The 16,384-nt window shown below is 66.9% G+C and carries 19 protein-coding genes; 9 read left to right on the plus strand and 10 right to left on the minus strand.

What is annotated here, in order from left to right:
- Positions 1-40: 40 nt before the first annotated feature.
- Positions 41-1,060 (plus strand): alpha/beta fold hydrolase, encoded by a 1,020-nt coding sequence (locus G4H71_RS15185; protein WP_072739888.1) that lies wholly within the window; start codon positions 41-43, stop codon positions 1,058-1,060.
- Positions 1,061-1,146: 86 nt separating this feature from the next.
- Here G4H71_RS15185 and purU read toward each other — a convergent pair whose 3' ends face one another.
- Positions 1,147-2,046, minus strand: a complete 900-nt coding sequence (purU, locus tag G4H71_RS15190; RefSeq protein WP_072739889.1) for a formyltetrahydrofolate deformylase — start codon at positions 2,044-2,046, stop codon at positions 1,147-1,149.
- Positions 2,047-2,138: 92 nt separating this feature from the next.
- On the opposite strand from purU, the gene deoC reads away from it, so the two are divergent.
- Positions 2,139-2,816 carry a deoxyribose-phosphate aldolase gene (deoC, locus tag G4H71_RS15195; protein ID WP_072739890.1) on the plus strand — a complete coding sequence of 226 codons (678 nt, stop codon included), beginning with the start codon at positions 2,139-2,141 and terminating at the stop codon, positions 2,814-2,816.
- 33 nt (positions 2,817-2,849) lie between these two features.
- On the opposite strand, the gene G4H71_RS15200 is transcribed toward deoC, so the two are convergent.
- A complete protein-coding gene (locus G4H71_RS15200) occupies positions 2,850-3,629 on the minus strand; it encodes an LmeA family phospholipid-binding protein (protein WP_072739891.1) in 780 nt (259 codons plus the stop codon).
- Positions 3,630-3,744: 115 nt separating this feature from the next.
- Here G4H71_RS15200 and G4H71_RS15205 point away from each other — a divergent pair, with 115 nt between their 5' ends.
- Positions 3,745-4,362, plus strand: coding sequence for a type IV toxin-antitoxin system AbiEi family antitoxin domain-containing protein (locus G4H71_RS15205; protein ID WP_072739892.1), 618 nt, complete (start codon positions 3,745-3,747; stop codon positions 4,360-4,362).
- A gap of 411 nt (positions 4,363-4,773) precedes the next feature.
- Positions 4,774-5,442 carry a TetR family transcriptional regulator gene (locus tag G4H71_RS15210; RefSeq protein ID WP_072739893.1) on the plus strand — a complete coding sequence of 223 codons (669 nt, stop codon included), beginning with the start codon at positions 4,774-4,776 and terminating at the stop codon, positions 5,440-5,442.
- Here G4H71_RS15210 and G4H71_RS15215 read toward each other — a convergent pair.
- From G4H71_RS15215 to G4H71_RS15225, 3 genes are all read right to left on the minus strand, one after another.
- Complete coding sequence (locus tag G4H71_RS15215; protein WP_072739894.1) at positions 5,439-6,278, minus strand: SAM-dependent methyltransferase; 840 nt, start codon at positions 6,276-6,278, stop codon at positions 5,439-5,441. The two genes, G4H71_RS15210 and G4H71_RS15215, sit on opposite strands and share 4 nt — an antisense overlap.
- Positions 6,260-6,760, minus strand: coding sequence for a DUF2505 domain-containing protein (locus tag G4H71_RS15220; protein ID WP_072739895.1), 501 nt, complete (start codon positions 6,758-6,760; stop codon positions 6,260-6,262). Before G4H71_RS15220 ends, G4H71_RS15215 begins: the two co-directional genes overlap by 19 nt.
- Positions 6,761-6,832: 72 nt before the next feature.
- The gene (locus G4H71_RS15225; protein WP_072739919.1) at positions 6,833-7,333 is read right to left on the minus strand and encodes a DUF2505 domain-containing protein; all 501 of its coding nucleotides are present in this window, start codon (positions 7,331-7,333) and stop codon (positions 6,833-6,835) included.
- Between the two features lie 25 nt (positions 7,334-7,358).
- Between G4H71_RS15225 and G4H71_RS15230 the strand changes: the two genes are divergently transcribed.
- From G4H71_RS15230 to G4H71_RS22670, 3 genes are all read left to right on the plus strand, one after another.
- Complete coding sequence (locus tag G4H71_RS15230) at positions 7,359-8,453, plus strand: UDP-N-acetylmuramate dehydrogenase (protein ID WP_072739896.1); 1,095 nt, start codon at positions 7,359-7,361, stop codon at positions 8,451-8,453.
- A 76-nt stretch (positions 8,454-8,529) separates the two neighbouring features.
- Positions 8,530-9,714 carry a L,D-transpeptidase gene (locus tag G4H71_RS15235; protein WP_072739897.1) on the plus strand — a complete coding sequence of 395 codons (1,185 nt, stop codon included), beginning with the start codon at positions 8,530-8,532 and terminating at the stop codon, positions 9,712-9,714.
- A 309-nt stretch (positions 9,715-10,023) separates the two neighbouring features.
- The gene (locus tag G4H71_RS22670; protein WP_260440798.1) at positions 10,024-10,158 is read left to right on the plus strand and encodes a hypothetical protein; all 135 of its coding nucleotides are present in this window, start codon (positions 10,024-10,026) and stop codon (positions 10,156-10,158) included.
- A 53-nt stretch (positions 10,159-10,211) separates the two neighbouring features.
- Here G4H71_RS22670 and G4H71_RS15240 read toward each other — a convergent pair whose 3' ends face one another.
- Positions 10,212-10,796 carry a TetR/AcrR family transcriptional regulator gene (locus G4H71_RS15240; RefSeq protein WP_072739898.1) on the minus strand — a complete coding sequence of 195 codons (585 nt, stop codon included), beginning with the start codon at positions 10,794-10,796 and terminating at the stop codon, positions 10,212-10,214.
- 96 nt (positions 10,797-10,892) lie between these two features.
- Between G4H71_RS15240 and G4H71_RS15245 the strand changes: the two genes are divergently transcribed.
- Together G4H71_RS15245 and G4H71_RS15250 are read left to right on the plus strand one after the other, a co-directional pair.
- The gene (locus G4H71_RS15245; protein ID WP_072739899.1) at positions 10,893-12,233 is read left to right on the plus strand and encodes a YhgE/Pip domain-containing protein; all 1,341 of its coding nucleotides are present in this window, start codon (positions 10,893-10,895) and stop codon (positions 12,231-12,233) included.
- A gap of 370 nt (positions 12,234-12,603) precedes the next feature.
- Positions 12,604-12,951, plus strand: coding sequence for a hypothetical protein (locus G4H71_RS15250; RefSeq protein ID WP_072739900.1), 348 nt, complete (start codon positions 12,604-12,606; stop codon positions 12,949-12,951).
- A 394-nt stretch (positions 12,952-13,345) separates the two neighbouring features.
- Here the strand turns inward: G4H71_RS15250 and G4H71_RS15255 are convergent, their stop codons facing one another.
- The 4 genes from G4H71_RS15255 to G4H71_RS15270 form a co-directional block, all read right to left on the minus strand.
- Positions 13,346-13,975 carry a hypothetical protein gene (locus tag G4H71_RS15255; protein ID WP_139183346.1) on the minus strand — a complete coding sequence of 210 codons (630 nt, stop codon included), beginning with the start codon at positions 13,973-13,975 and terminating at the stop codon, positions 13,346-13,348.
- Entirely contained in the window at positions 13,968-14,663 is a 696-nt protein-coding gene (locus G4H71_RS15260) for a hypothetical protein (RefSeq protein WP_139183347.1), read from the minus strand. Before G4H71_RS15260 ends, G4H71_RS15255 begins: the two co-directional genes overlap by 8 nt.
- A 72-nt stretch (positions 14,664-14,735) precedes the next feature.
- Complete coding sequence (locus G4H71_RS15265; protein WP_139183348.1) at positions 14,736-15,746, minus strand: putative T7SS-secreted protein; 1,011 nt, start codon at positions 15,744-15,746, stop codon at positions 14,736-14,738.
- A gap of 14 nt (positions 15,747-15,760) precedes the next feature.
- On the minus strand, positions 15,761-16,159 hold the full coding sequence (locus G4H71_RS15270; RefSeq protein ID WP_072739902.1) for a hypothetical protein: 399 nt from the start codon (positions 16,157-16,159) through the stop codon (positions 15,761-15,763).
- Positions 16,160-16,384: the final 225 nt, after the last annotated feature.

Genomic DNA, 16,384 nt, shown 5'->3' on the forward strand with positions numbered 1-16,384 from the left:
CACCACGGCCGGGACCGTCCCGGCCAGAACAGGGGAGTACATGACCAGCAGTTCCCGCACCCGCCTCCTGGCGTTCGGTGCACTCGGTGCCGGAGTCGTCGCGGCCGGGCTGTACGCACGGCGGCGTCGGGCCGGCCGGGCGGCCTCCGCCGCCCCGGCACCGCGGAATCCGCTGCTCGGCGAGCCGACGACGCGGCCGGAGATCATCGACGTCGTCACCGACGACGGTGCGGTGCTGCACGCGCGCGCCTACGGTCCGGCAGATGCCCCGCCGATCGTCCTCGTCCACGGCTGGGCCTGCTCGATCGAGTACTGGTACCCGCAGATCAACGCCCTCGCCGGTGACTACCGGGTCATCGCGTACGACCAGCGTGGCCACGGACGTAGCACCGCGGGCACGCGCGTGTTCGATCCCGACGTGCTCGCCGACGACCTGGAGGCCGTGCTCGAGGCCACCGTCGTCGGAGACCACAAGGCCGAGATCGTCGGCCACAGCATGGGCGGAATGAGCATCATCGCGTGGGCGGAACGCCACTCGGACAAGGTGGACCGTTTCGCGTCCGCGGTGCTGCTCGCGAGCACCGCGACCGACAGTCTGGTCGCCGAATCCACCGTGATTCCGCTCCCGCCCCGGTTCCCGAAGGTTCCGCTTCCGGTCGGACGCGCGATCATCGGCGCGTCGCTGCCGATCGTCTCCACGCCCATGACGGCCAAGGCGATCCAGTACGTGACCATGTCGCCGCGGGCCACCAGGGAAGAGGTCGAGTTCTGCGGCAAGATCGTGTCCGGCTGCCAGCCGCGCACGCGCGGTGGCTGGGGTATCGCGCTCAGCAACCTGGACATACGACGGGGCTTGGAGAACCTCACCGTTCCGACGACGGTCCTCGTCGGAACGGTCGATCGGCTCACGCCGCAGTCGCATGCCCGCCGCCTCGCCCGCACCCTGGACCAGGCAGACAACCTGCAGCGGCTGATCGTGCTGCCCGGTGTGGGGCACATGAGCTCGGTCGAGGACCCCGAGTCGGTCAACCGGGAGATCGTGCGCCTGCGGGCACTCTGATCCACCCTGCGCATCCGCGGACTCCTTCCGCGCCGTGCTCCCGAAGCTTCGAGGGCGCGGCGCGGAACAGGTCCGCGGATGCGGTGTCAGCTGAAGACGACGGTCTTGCGGCCGTGGACCAGGACCCGGTCCTCGAGATGCCAGCGCAACCCGCGGGCGAGAGTCAGCTTCTCGATGTCGCGGCCCTGACGCACCATGTCCGCCACCTCGTCGGCGTGGTCGACGCGAATGACGTCCTGCTCGATGATGGGCCCGGCGTCCAGCTCCGGAGTGACGTAGTGGCACGTTGCCCCGATCAACTTCACGCCCCGCGCGAACGCCTGGTGGTACGGGCGTGCGCCGACGAACGACGGCAGGAAGCTGTGATGGATGTTGATCGCCCGGCCGGCCCAGTGGTCGCACAGCGGCGCGGGCAGCACCTGCATGAAGCGAGCGAGTACCACCGCGTGCGGATCGTGCACGTCGACGAGTTCGCGCACCTCCTCGAAGGCCGGTCCGCGCTCGGCCGGGTCCTTCGGGAACGGCACGTGGTGGAAGTCGATGCCGTGCCTGCGGGTGACGTCCTCGAGATCGCGATGGTTGCCGACGACGGCGCGGATATCCGCGGGCAGCTCGCCGCCGGCAGCCCGGCCCAGTAGATCGTGCAGGCAGTGTCCCTCCTTGCTGACGAGGAGAACCACCCGCTTGCGTGCCCCGGAATCGTGCAGGGTCCATTCGGTGTCCGGCCCCAGTTCCGCGGCGACCTCGGCGAACCTGCTGCGCAGTTCGTCGACACCGAAGCCGACGGAGGACGCGCGCACAGCCTGCCGTGTGAAGAACCAGCCGGTGTCCGAATCCGCGTGGTACGCGGCCTCCACGATCCAGCCGCCCACGTCGGCGAGGAACGCGGAGATCCGCGCGACGATACCGGTGCGGTCGGGGCATCCGAGGGTGAGGACGTACCTGCGGTCGTCGGCGATCTCGTGGCCGGTGGAAGCGGAACTCATGCCGTCAGTGTCCCAGGAGGCGCCGGCAGCAGATCGCGGCGGGTGCAGGGGATGGGCCGGTCGTCCGGATCCGCTGTGACAAGCTGAGGTCCATGTCCGCTGACGACCACTCGAACACTCCGACACGGCGCACGGTGGCGTCGATGATCGATCACACCCTGCTCGCTCCCGAGGCCACCGCACAGGACGTCGCCGACCTGATCGGCGAGGCCCGGGACCTCGGTGTCCTCGCCGTGTGCGTGTCTCCGTCGATGCTCCCGATCCGGCCCGGCGGCCTCGTCACGGCTGCGGTGGTCGGGTTCCCGTCCGGGAAGCACCACTCGCTCGTCAAGGGCGCCGAGGCGCGCCTCACGGTCGATCAGGGAGCGCAGGAGATCGACATGGTGATCGACGTGGGGGCCGCCGTCGCGGGCGACTACAACGCGGTCCTCGCCGACGTGCTGACGGTGCGAGAAGCCGTCGGTACCGACCCCGTGCTCAAGGTGATCCTCGAAACCGCGGCGCTCTCGGACGAGGCGATCGTGCAGTCCGCGCTCGCGGCCGAACGAGCCGGTGCGGACTTCGTGAAGACGTCCACCGGTTTCCACCCTGCCGGTGGCGCGTCGACCCGCGCGGTGGCGCTGATGGCGGACGCGGTCGGTGGGCGGATCGGGATCAAGGCCAGTGGCGGCATCCGCACCGCGCAGGCGGCACTCGACATGATCGCCGCCGGTGCCACCCGCCTCGGGCTCTCCCGCAGTCGCGAGGTGCTCGAGGCGCTTCCGGAGTAGGTGCGGTCGGGCCGTCCGGGTCGGGGCCCCGCGTCAGACGAGGAACCCGCACCCCTCGAGCTGATCGCGCTGTTCCTGCACCGCCGGGTCGGAGGGGTCCGCCGCGGGCATGGTGTACGCGCCGCCCTCGAGGGAGATCTCGATCGCGTCGCCGGTCACCTCGACCGAGGTCGGGACCATGTCCAGCGGGTAGGTCTGCAGGCTCTCGGTGAGGGTCTGGACGACTCCGTCGACCAGGTCGGTCGGCAGCCCGAAGCCGAGGATCTCGGCACCGACGGTCTCGACGGCGATGGTGTCGCCGGAGATGTGGGGGCGCACTTCGAGGTCGGCGAGCCCACCGGGGCCGACCGAGAAGGTGAGCGTTCCCGCCGCGGGATCGGAGACGACGTTGCCGATCAGGGTGCCGAACGGCTGCTGGTGCATCGTCGCGAGAATCCCCGCGGTGCTCCAGCGCACCTCGGCCGTCGAGGAGCCGATCGTCCCGTTGCTGTCGGGCGTCTCCTCGATGTGGACGTCGTCGACCCGCGCCTGCACGTCCATGCCGACGGCGGGACCGAACGACGTGTCGTTGCTCTCCAGCGTCACGTAGGGGACGCGCTTGTCGATCGATTGCAGCAGAACGGGTTTCCAGCTGAGTCCGACGTCGACCTTCGACCCGAGTTGGCTCTCGAACTGGCTCGCCATGCAGCTCTGTACCTGTCGGCGCAGATACAGCTCGCTTGCCGCGAATGCCGCGACGAGTACCGCGACCAGCACGAGTGCGACGACGAGTACACGGTTGCGCTTCTTTCCGTCGGTTCGGGTGGCAGCCATGTATCGGATTCTTCCCGACGAGTGTGAGGAAAGTCTGTGAACACTCCTCGGCAATCGTGACCGAATCCTCACCTTATTTTGTGATCTGAAACACATACGAACGTAATCTGTGCGTATGGACGAATGGGTGGCACCGGAACGGCAGGACGAGGACCGGGAACGGCTCGAGAGCTCCCTCGCGCAGCTCGCCGCCTCCCAGTCCGGATACTTCACGACGGCGCAGGTACTGCGCCTGGGCTTCCACGTGGGCGACGTCGGCGCGCGCATCGTGGACGGCTCGTGGCAGCGGGTCGAGCGCGATCTCTTCCGCCTGGCGGAGATCCCGTCCACCGATCTGGAGGAGTTCGCGAAGTGGTGCACGTGGTTCGGTAATGCTGCGGCCGTGTCCCATCAGAGTGCGGCGGACCTGCACGGGCTGGGGAATCTGTATCCGCGGTTCATCCACATGTCGACGGTTCTGTCACCGCCGGCGCCCACCCGGGCCCTGGCGCTGCATCGACGATCGATCGGCACCGACGACTGTGAACAGATCGGTGCGCTGCGGATCACCACGCCCACCCGGACCGCCCTCGATCTGGCCGCGGGCGGGATCGCGCAGGAACTGCTCGACGAGGTGGTCTCCGACGGGGTCGCCATCGGGCGTCTCGATCCGGAGCGACTGTACGGAGAGTGTGCGACGAAGCCTGCGCAGGTTGCGCAGCGACTCGAACATGCCCTGATGTCGTGCCAGTGACGTCCGGTCCGGACGCGTGTCCGCGGGGCGGACTTCGAGGTGACGGCCTGTTTCACGGCTTCGGTGCAGCTTCTGTGTAGCTACTTCAATCCCGCCGTACCCTGCTCGTTCCGGAACGGGCCTCCCGGCGCGTGCATTCATCTACCCGGGCGGCGAGTGTCGGGCATTTCTTCGCATTTCGCCCATATCGACCCGGGGGAATCCCGTGTTCGACGCTGAGGGCACCTGTGATTCCCGGTGCCGTTCACTGCGATGACGAGGGGCGATGCCCGACGTGAAGTTGCCCGCGGGGCGTGGTCCGCTTGCATGTCGAGACAGGTTCAGGTCCAATACTTCGGTCCACGGTTAACGTCCAGCGAACTATGGCCGGATTGCGGAGCAACAACTCGTACCGGCACCGAGGAGGGGTAGATGCAGGCGCGCTCGAAGGCGACCCGCAGAGCGATCACCGATGGTGCGCTCATGCTCATCGACGAACTCGGCTATCGGCGCACCACGGTCGAGGCGGTCGCGGATCGGGCGCGGGTGTCCAAGGGTGCGGTGTACTACCACTTCGCGTCCAAGGAACTGCTCCTGCAGGGCGTCATCGCATCCAGCCGTGACGAGGTCGTCGCCCTGATCCGCCGCCGCGAACTGTGGCGGAGTTCGGCGATCGAGGCACTGGTCGACGTGTGGATCGCGACCGCCTGTGGTCGCCGGAACGAACGACCCCTGCTCGTCCACCATGCGCGTGCTCCCGAACGCGGTGCGTCGCCGGGAATCGGCGACGAACTCCGTGCGTACGCGACCCGGGTGTTGCGCACCTCCGCGGCCGCAGGCGACCTGCGGACGTCGGCGGATGTCGACGCCCTCGCGGACCGTTTCGTCGGGGCGCTGCTGGATACTCCGACCGCTGCCGAACGTGGGCGTCCGCCGAACGCGGTGATCGAATCCCGGCTGAGCCGGGTCGTCGGCGAACTCGCGCTGGCCCCGGACTCGGAGGAGTACCTGCGGCGCTACCTGGTCCGGCGTACCCGAGTGCGGATCCCCGATCAGCGGTGGCGGATCACGCTCGTCGACGAGCCCGTGCCGGCCTGCTAGTTCGGGCCCGGTCCGGCCGTGCGGCCGGGTGCCACCGTCTCCCAGGGCACGGTGAGGACGCAGTCCCGTAGTCGACGGCGCTGCGGTGCCGCGGGAACTCCGTCCTCGCGCAGGCGTTCGTGTGCCGCGCGCCAGCGCACCCGCGGTCCGAAGGAGGCGTACGGCGCGGCCCAGGACCAGGCACGGTCTGCCGCCTCGAGTAATGCGTGCACGCCCTCGCCACGGACGTTGCGATGGATCAGTGCCTTCGGCAGTCGTTCGGCGACGTCCGAGGGACGCTGCACGTCGAACGGATCCCACGCGAGCGTCAGCGAGAGCGGACGATGGGCGTCGAGCAGCACCCACGCCGCGCGACGGCCGAGTTCGTCGCAGGTTCCGTCGACGAGGAGACCGTTCGGCGCGAGGCCCGCACGGATCTGCGCCCACGAGGCCGCCACTGCCTCTTCGGGATACTGCCGCAATACGTTGAATGCCCGTACCAGGACCGGTCGTAGCCCGGCCAGCTCGAACCCGCCCCGTGCGAACGACACACCGTCCCGGGCAGCCGCAACCCTTCCGGGATCGATTTCGAGGCCCGTCACCCGCGTGTCCGCCCGCACCGTCCGCAGCCGTGTGGCGAGCTCGAAAGTCGTGTGCGGACGCGCGCCGTAGCCGAGGTCGACCACCAGTGGGTCGGCCGCGTCGGACAGCGTCCGGCGCACGAGCGGATCGTGGACGAGCCAGCGATCACTGCGCCGGAGCCGGTTGATCCCCGTCGTTCCCCGGGTGACGACCCCGACCGGCGTGCTGCGGGTGCGGGCGGAAGCGGCGCGGGCGGCTACTGCCGGGAGAGCCACGCTTCCGTGATCTCGGCCTCGGCGCGGAACAGGTCGACGAGGTTGACCAGCATCAGCTGCTCGAGCTTGCCGCCGATGAACGGCAGGTACACCTTGGCCTCGGACGTGGTGCGGAACGTGCACCCGGTCTCGGTGGCGAAGAGTTCCATGGTGCCCGTGAGGCTGCCGGGACCGGCCGGAATCGACGCCTCGTAGGTGGCGGTCACCGGCTCGCCGAACGGGCTGTAGTTCTCCTTGCGGGTGATGATCATGTCCTTCTTCATCACCGTCTGGGCGATCTCCGGCAGCTCGGAGCGCGGCAGGATGTGGTGCAGCACGAGGTCGATGCCGTCGTCGCCGACCTCGAAGTGCTCGACGTGGTTCTCCGAGTACTTGCGCATCTCCTCGATGCGCGCGTCCCAGTAGTCACGGTTGGTGAACGCGTCGTACACCTGCTCCGGGGTGTGCTTGTAGCGTGCGGAATAGTTCATGCGGCGAGCCATGATCGCCAAGGTTACCGGCTCGTGCGGTCTACCACGAAAGCCGTGCCGACTGCGTGCACCCGGTCGGGGTCGTCAGCGGGCGAGCCAGGCGCCGGTGAACTCCTGCTCGCGGTCCAGGAGCCGGAGGATCTCGTCGGCGATGGCGCTCTCGATCTTGCCGCCCACCAGGGGAATCTTTACCTCGGCGGCGCCGTTGACGTCGATCGTGGACGACCCGTTCTCGCCCGCGAGCGTCTGGTTTCCGGAGATCTGCGCCGGTGCCCCCTCGACCTCGGCAGCGAAGGTGCCGGTGGCGCGGCCGCCGACGAGGGGACCCCAGGTCTCGGTGCGCGTGATGATCAGGTCGCCGGGCCGGATCTTCGTCACGATCGACGGGAGGTGATCCTCGGGAATCGCCTGGGTCATGGTGACGGTGACGCCACCGGACGCGGTGGGCGTGATCGCGTCGAGGGCGGCTCCGTCGCCGCCGACCTCCGCGAGGCGGTCCCGCCAGTACTGCTCGCCGGTCAGGGCCGCGTGGACCTCGGCGACGGGGAACGGGTACGAGGACGAATGCTCGATGCGGCGGCTCACGACGGGCACGCTACCGTTTCCTGTTGTGTGGGATGCAAGCAACACGTCCGAGAGACTCGTCGAGGCCGGCGCGTTCGTGTCCCGGGATCTCGACCTGGCCGGCTTCACGACACTGCGGGTCGGTGGCCCGGCCCCCGTCGTCGCCGAGTGTTCGACCACCGAGTCGCTGGTCGAGGTGGTCCGCCTCCTCGATGCGGAGTCCGTTCCGACGTTGCTGATCGCCGGGGGTTCGAACCTGGTGATCGGCGACGACGGCTGGGACGGAGTGGTGGTCCGGATCGCGAACTCCGGGGTACGCCTCGACGCGGACGTGATCGCGGCCGAGGCCGGCGCGGTGTGGGACGACGTCGTCGCCGGGACGGTCGAGGCGGGCCTCGGCGGGCTCGAATGTCTCTCGGGGATACCCGGTTCGGCGGGGGCCACGCCGGTGCAGAACGTGGGTGCGTACGGCGTCGAGGTGGGCACCGTCCTGCATCGGGTCCGGCTGTTGGACCGCGTCACGGGTGAGGTTCGCTGGGTGGGCCCGGACGAGCTCGGTCTCGGCTACCGCACCAGCGTGCTCAAGCATTCGGATGCGGCCCTGGTGCTCGAGGTCGAGTTGCAGGTGTCGCCGGACGGGGCCAGCGCCCCGATCCGCTACCGCGAGCTCACGGCGACCCTCGGGGTGTCGGAGGGGGTGCGGGTGCCTGCCGCGCAGGCCCGCGAGGCCGTGCTGGCGCTCCGGCGCGGGAAGGGCATGGTGCTCGACTCGACCGACCACGACACGTGGAGTGCCGGATCGTTCTTCACGAACCCGGTCGTCCCCGCCGCACGGGCCGAGGAGGTGCTCGCGGCGATCCGGTCGCGGCTCGGCGACGTCGCCGTGCCGACGTATCCGGCGGACGGGGGAGTGAAGCTGTCGGCCGGCTGGCTGATCGAGCGGGCCGGATTCACCAAGGGCTTCCCCGGCGCGGATGCTCCCGCACGGCTGTCCACGAAACACACGTTGGCCCTCACCAATCGTGGTGCGGCGTCGGCGAAGGATCTGACGGAGCTGGCCCGTACGGTCCGGGACGGGGTCGAGGACGCCTTCGGTGTGCGGCTCTCGCCGGAACCGGTGACCGTCGGCTGTGAGATCTGACGCGGCCGCGAGAGCCGACGGTGTGAATTCGCTCGCCGTCCCGGCCGGGTTCACCGAGCGAGCGTAGCCTGGTCAAGTGCGTGACCTGGTAATTCGGACAAACAGGCGACGGTGGCTGCTGATCGTCGCGACGGTGCTCTCCCTGCTGGCGGCGACGGTCGCCTGCACGGCGGACGGCCCCGGCTCGTCCCCGCCGCAGGATCCCGGGCCCGTCGCCGTGGTCACCGCGCAGCCCGGCGACGGTGCCCGTGACGTCGATCCGGTCGCACCGGTGTCCGTCCGGGTGGCGGACGGGACCTTCACCGACGTCGCCCTCGTGAATGCGCAGGGCACGCCGGTTCTCGGCGAGTTGTCTCCCGATCGAACGACCTTCACGAGCGCCGAACCGCTCGGGTACGACGCCGGATACACCTGGCAGGGCACCGCGGTGGGTACCGACGGCGAGACCGTCCCCGTCCGCGGTGGGTTCACGACACTGGCACCGGACGAGACGGTGGGCGCCACACTGAACATCGCGGACGGACAGGAAGTCGGGATCGCGGCACCGATCACGCTCCAGTTCCACGGTGCCGTGGAGGACCGGGCGGCCGTGGAACGAGCGCTGACCGTGACGACGAATCCGCCCACGCCCGGCTCCTGGGCGTGGTTGCCCGACGACGGCGGTGCGCGCGTGCACTGGCGTCCGCAGCAGTACTGGGCACCCGGTACCTCGGTACATCTGGACGCGAAGCTGTACGGCCTCGCCTTCGGGGACGGCGCCTACGGCGAGGAGGACCTGACGCTGGACTTCACGATCGGTCGCAGTCAGGTCGTGGTCGCGGATGCGACGAGCCACCGGATGCAGGTCGTCCGGGACGGCGAGACGATCATGGACATCCCCGTCAGTTACGGCGAGGGCAACGAGCCGCGCAACGTCACCCGCAGCGGAGTCCACGTGGTCACCGAGAAGCACGAGGATTTCCTGATGTCCAACCCGCCCTACTACGAGAACGTGCGGGAGCGGTGGGCCGTGCGCATCTCCAACAACGGCGAGTTCATCCACGCCAATCCGGAGACGATCGGCGTCCAGGGTGCGTCCAACGTCACCAACGGCTGCATCAACCTCTCGCTCGGCGACGCGGAGCAGTACTTCCGGACCGCGATGTACGGCGACCCGGTGGAGGTGACCGGGACGTCGATCGATTTGTCCGCGGCAGACGGCGATCTCTACGACTGGGCGATCGACTGGGGCACGTGGCAGTCGATGTCGGCGCTGGCCTGACCGTCGGCCGCGCCCTACGGCAGCGGAAGGGAACCGGACAGGCTCCCGTTGCGTCTACTTCCCATGAGGGGCGGCGTGGCCGCTCCTCGGGCCGGGGCCGTGGAGTCGCAGGGGGACTCGGCGGCCCCGTGTCCCGCCCGGTGAGAGTCTCCAGTGGCGACGGCCACCGCTTGTGAATCGTCCGCAGAAACGGACATACCGCGCGGAATTCCCCTTCTTGCTGCGATAATCGGGCTCCGGCCGGCGCGACACTTCCCGAGGGAACCGCAGTCCCGGATCTGTCACACCGTCGAGGAAGCAGGAATGGGTATGGCCGCGCGCAAGTCCCGGGCTGAATGGAACGCGAGCATCATCGAACTCTCGCAGCAGGTGGACCGGGAACTCGAGGCGCTCCGGCGGGAATCACAGGACCTCTCGCGGTTACTCGACGACAACATCGGTTGATCCGCGGGTGTGGTGTGCCGCCGTTGTGAGGTCGGTGTGGGCGGCTGGACCATTTAGCTCGTCGACTCGCGAAGGAAGGAGTCGACGATCCGGGTGAGGTAGTCCTCGTCGATCGGCCGGCCCGTCAGGAGTACCCGCATGTAGAGCGGTGCGGCGAGCAACTCGTAGGCGATTTCCGGATCCGGGACGTCGACGATCTCGCCGGTCTTCCGTGCGCGTTCGAGTAGGAGTTCGACCACGGTCGACCTCGACGACCAGAAATCGTCTCGCGCCTTCTCCGATGCGTCGGACTGCACTGTGGCCGCGGCGATCTGGAGCGAGGCGCGCCCGGTCGGTGACGCCAGGTAGTCGGCCACCTGTCTCAGGTGGGCGAGCAGATTGCCACGCAGTGAACCCGTGTCGGGTACCGGCAGAGTCTCGTCGGTCCGGTCGTAGAGCGCGGCCACCAGCAGCGCGCGCGACTCGCTCCAGCGGCGGTACACGGACGTCTCGTGGACCCCGGCGCGGTGTGCGACATCGGAGACGGAGAAGCCGCGGATCCCGTACTCGTTGACCGATTCCAGCACGGCGCTGAGCACTGCCGCCTTGAGGTGCGCACCGCGCCGCCGGAGCTTCCCGCCGGGGAGTTTGTCGATCACACCTCACCCTAACGCAACACATCCTTGCGATGTCGGCGCTTTCCCGGCTACCGTCCGGTAGTAACGCAAGAGAGTCTTGCGTTGGCGAGGGGCGGAATGGCAATCGACCGATCGGTACTGCGTCACCCTCGCCTGTGGGGTGCGCCGGTGGCGCTCGTCGCGGTGCTGATGTCGCTCCTCGGCGCGCTCTACCTGTCGAGCACGCTCGACCCGCAACAGCACCTGCACGACTTCCCGATCGCCTTGGTCGTCCGCGACGACGGGGAACCGCTCGACGGTGGCTACGAGAACGTCGGTGAGCGCATCGCGCAGGGCCTCGAGGACAACGTGCCGTCCGAGCAGTTCCGGCTCGAGCGGATGGGAATCGCCAGGGCCCGTGGAGAATTGGCCTCCGGGGATCTCTACGGCGCGATCGTCGTGCCGGTCGACTTCACCAAACGGCTGTCCATCCTGGGGCAGGGCAGTGTCATCCCGGGAGAGATGGAAAAGCCCGTCATCACCGTCTACAGCAACCCGCGCCTGGGCATCGGCGGCGCCGAGGTGATGGACCGGTTCACCGCCGAGGCGCTGGGGCAGGTCGTCGAGACGGTCGGAGCCGAACTCACCGCGCGGGTGGACGCCGAACTCGCGGACGGTGCCGCGTCGGTGCCGGGCGCCGCCCGAATCGCCTTGGCGGAGCCGGTGCAGGTGCTCGAGGTCGACTTCGCGCCCCTACCCGACGGGATCGGCAACGGGCTCGCGGTCTTCTTCTTCGCGCTGGCCATCGTCCTCGCAGGCTTCACCGGATCGATGATCGTGCACTCGATCGTCGACGGGCACCTCGGCTACACGCCGACTGAGTACGGCCCCTTCTACGTGCACGAACCACATGCCGGACTCTCCCGTCTCCAGACCCTGTTGATCAAGTGGGCGCTGGTGGTGGTGATCGCCGGTGTGGTCGCGGCCCTGTACCTGTGGATCGCGACGGCGATGGGCATGCCGGTTCCCTCGCCCGGGCAGTTGTGGCTGTTCTCGGCACTGTCCATCGCGGCCGTCGGGATACTCGCCACGTCGATCCTGGTCGTGTTCGGCACTCCCGGGCTGCTGGTCAATCTCGTGCTGTTCATCATCCTGGGCCTGCCGTCGTCCGGGGCGACGGTGCCGCTCGAAGCGAGCCCGCAATTCTTCTCGGTGCTGGCTCCGCTCGAACCGATGTACCAGGTGCACCGCGGAGTCCAGGCAATCCTGTTCTTCGGCGGCGGAGAGCGCGTGACGGGCGCCGTCGTGGCGCTGCTCGTCGTGCTCGCGCTCGGGCTCGTCCTGGGCGTGGTCGCGGCAGCCGTCTACGACCGCCGGGGCTGGCATCGGGTGCCTCGAGAAGCCGAGCCCCCGACGGATCCGGCCGCCCCGGATCTGCCACACCGTTCCGGGTCAGTCCGCACGCGAGTCCCGAGCTGAACGGGCGTGAGCGGGGGCCGAACTCCGACATGTCGCTCGGCGCGACGTGGTGGATCGCCGCACCGGATTGTGAGTGCGATGACGGTGAGCAGGTCGGAGTGCCGGCTGCGGCCACGGTGACGAGTTGGGGCACTGGGTGATTCCGATCGAGTGAGTGAGTCCCAGCGATCCGCGCCCTTCTTCGTGTCGTTGCCCTCGAAGGTTCGAGAGCAACGACGTGAAGAACGGTGCGGCTGCGACAGGGGTCTTCTGCCGGATTCGAAGTCACGCCTCAGTGAAGGGCAGGTCCCGAAGGAGCTGCGACGCAGGAAACGCGATCGCCCATGCCAGAGCTTCTGGTCTCACTGGTGTACCGGCATTGTCCTGGGTAGTGATTCCTCGTGGTGCCACCGCGATCGCAGCCGACGAGGAAGCCCGACAGGAGTGGGCGGCGTCGCACGCGCCGGTGTTACTGGACGACCACAACGAGGCGGTCGCTAATCGAGGTCACACACTGGCCACGGCTCTGGGAGTGGCCGAGGAGGTCACCGAGGCACTCGCCTCGGCCGGGTTGCATCACAATGCAGGCAAGGTCGACGTGCGATTCCAGAAGCGGCACGGAGCGAAGGGCGACGTGCTGGCCAAGAGTGAGCGGCGGACCGCCCAGTGGCTGGCATCCGGCAAGGGTGCTAACGGGCTGCCGGTGGGCTGGCGAGCGGGCCGGTCGGAGTGCCCATGATCCCTTGAATGTCGCGTCCAGGTATGGCGATCGCGCGCAGTACAGCGTGTTCGTTGTGGACATCTCCCCGGCTCGGTTGGTCCGCCTCGAGCGGGAAATGACTTCGGTCTTCGTCGATCATTATCTAATTCCGAGGTGTTTCGCGAGCGCCCCGTCGGTGCGGGATTTCCCGGGGAGCGCTCGCGTGGATGTTTCCGCAGGTAGAGGGTAGGTTCGTGCCGAACGACCGCCTTGGGTGCTGGAAAGCGGAGCGCTCGCGGAGAGGGTGTTCCGATTCTGGTCAGAGGGGGTAAATCTGAGGTATTGTCGCATCTCCTTCGGGAGGCGCCATTCGTTGAGGCGCCGTTCGGCGCCCAGCGCAGCTGTGCCGGCAAAAGAGCTGTGCACGACCGAATCAACTCTTAGCGGCGCGCCTCGTTATTCTGCTTTTTCGACGGTCATTCCAATGCTGCTGGATTTCGCCGAGGTAGGTATTCGGAAGTGGTAAGTCAGGTGACGAGTCCATGGGCGTGAAAATTAGATCCACTGCGCGCATCGCGCGATTTCGGGCACCACTGAAGACGAGACCGTACTGCGCAGCGATAGTGCAGATTCGGGCGACGGGAGGATCTGAAGGTTGGGTGTGACGGTTCAGCCAGTCGGGCTCGATTCGAATCCTGTCCTTCCCGCTTTGAAATATCTGATGATAGAAGGCTTCTTCATCGCGGGAGGGGAGCTGTGTAACACCGGGCGTTTCGACTATGCGAGCAAATGTCATCCGCCTGAGGGGTAGTCCGCTTAGCCGATTGGCTGCGTAGACGTACCCGTGTTGTAATGCTATGCGACCCATTTCCTCGGCGGGTAGCCTCACGCGCGCAGCGGTGACATGCACCCATTCGTCGCGCCCGAAGTGCCGTGCAAACCTGGCCCGTGCGCTGTCCTCCGATTCGAGGTGGGCGATGGCGCGGAGGACGAGGAAGGGGGTCGTGATCATGCCAATAGTTACTGCGACGACCACGATCGGCACGAAAATGTCGTCACCCATTGTAGTTGGCGCTCCTTGCGACTTCTGATGGCTCCCGCTGCGGAGTGCTCACTCCATCGGGGGTGGCTCCACTATCGGATCCGAACGTGAGGGTATTGGCAAAGTTTGACAAAATATGATCGAAATCATTCCAGGCATCTGCAAAGGCTGATGACATGTCAAATATTACCAGATTCATCCCGTCCGGAGATAATGTGAGAATTTGCTTACTGAATGACCTGCAGGTGAGCCCCTCTTGTTCTTCCAAATGAAGTTCGTGAACTTTGTGAACGGAGATGCTCGGGCCGGAATTCAGGAAATCTCTGGAGTACGAAAACTGAGTTTTGCTCGATCTTAGCGACTCCTCCAGCGCAGCGACGCCGGCTTGTTGAACTTTACTCTCCGATTCGTTGTCGATATTTGGAATTTCTAACTCCACGACACTTATGCACAAAGTGGCGAATGTGCTACCGCCGTGAGCGGGTGTCGTTATGACGCCGAACCATACCGCACCGTTCTCCACGAGGCTGTCTGCAAGTTCGTTCAGGAGTGAAAAATCAGGGTCGCGATCCGGTGTGTCGGATATTCCGGCGCTTCCGGCTGATGAAAGCTTCACCCATTCTCGTTCTCGTTTAGTTGGGTCGCCGAGAATTGGTATTTCGTGGAACCCTGGTAACGGCGTAAAAGAAACTCGGTGCGAGTCAACCATTCGATATCCATTGTTTGGTGCTTGCGAGTTGTCGCCAGGAAAGTTGACATCTCGGATGACATCCACTGCCCACTAAATCACCCCCAGTGTCTCCGTGACCTTTCCGGCGGTGATGGTGTACCGGACCGATTCGCCGAGGACTTTCAGCGGTGGAATAGCTCCGACTGCATCACTGGCAAGGGTTTTGACTGTGTCGATCCCGATTGGTTCGTCGCTGGCAGCTGCAACGGTGGCATGGCCGATGAGGGCGGCGCCTGACAGTGCCGCGGATGTTCCGAGAAGAGCAACTGCTACCGGGCCACCGATGCCTGTCGCCGCGACGACGGTCCCGGCTACAGCGATAACGGTGCTGGCCGTGGACAGCCCATCCGAGATTTTCTCGATGACATCCGCGTGCTCTTTGATGAACTCGACGACCATCTCGGCCATCTGTTTGTGGATGTCGATGACGTCGCCGATGAGGTCGCCGAGGCGTTCGAAGAATCCTTGGTCCGGTGCCTCGTCCGCGGCGGCGCGGAGCTGTGCCGCGATTGCCAGAGCGAGTTCCTGGTGGCGCCTGGACAGGGCTTTAGCCTGCTCGATGATGGCGTCGAGTTCGTTCTTCGCGCGCCGCACGGAGTCGGTAGCCGCGTCGAGACGTGCTTGTGCAGCGCTGAGTTCGTGCGGATCCGTGTAGGTTCGGCCTTGCTCGGCCCATCCTGGATGCCGTTCGGCGTCTGCAACGGCGCGCTTGGCAGCGGCCGCCTCGGCCTCCAAGGTGGTGGCGTTGCGTTGAAACGAAGCCAGATCGCTGCTCCACCCGTCGAGGGCGTTGCTCGCCTTCCGCAGGGATTCGCCAGCGGTGTCCAACTGTGCTGGGAGTTCGCCAACCCTGCTGCGAAAGGCGTTCGCGGCTTCACCGCGCCAGATTCCGTCGGAGTATCCGATGCCGGAAAGCGCAGTGTGGGCCTGTCGGAGCCGATCCGCCACGCTCATCAGTTCAGCGGCCGCGTCCGCCGCGACCTGCGCTCGACCTGGGGTGGGATCGCCTCCCAACGCTGGGAACAGTTCGTCGCGGGTACCGGTGGGTGAGCTGTCCAGCATGTGAGCGCGGGTCATCACAAGCCCGCGAGGCTGTGGCCGGTGCGAGCCGGGGGCGAGACCCCGTCGACACCGGGAGCGGTGGTCGATCCGCCCGGCAAGGGCCCCGCCTCAGCGAGTGCGGCGCCGCACGTATCGAAGGACTGTGAGGTCGCGTCGTCCTGGAGAACGTAGGCATCCTTGGTCGCGCGCATCACTGTGACGAGTCCCTCGGTCGCTTCGCCAATCTTCTTGACGCCGTATCCCCATTCGTTGTTGAAGGATCCCGCGGCCACGTCCAGCGCCCGGATTCCCATCCCCTCCACCGCGGCGTCCACCAACTGTCGTGTGGCCGTCGCCATATCCTCCGCCGCTGTTTCGAGTGTGGTCGTCAGCTGTTCGAATGCAACCACATCGATATACAGATCGTCAGACATTGATCCCCCCTGTGCCGTCGCTGCTACGCAGCGTCGAATTGCGCAATCAGGACAGTACCGCAGCTTTCCGTCCGACCTCCATCGGGATTCGGGACTGACCCCGCTTCGGTTGACAGGTGGGGTTGATAGGTCAGGCCGCGGTTGCGACGCTGGTGGTTGTCTCGAATTCGAGCGGGGTCAGTCCAATACGCGGCGAGTGCGGTGGAGGTATGTGAGTACGCGACC

The sequence above is a fragment of the Rhodococcus triatomae genome (assembly GCF_014217785.1).
Classification (GTDB): domain Bacteria; phylum Actinomycetota; class Actinomycetes; order Mycobacteriales; family Mycobacteriaceae; genus Rhodococcus_F; species Rhodococcus_F triatomae.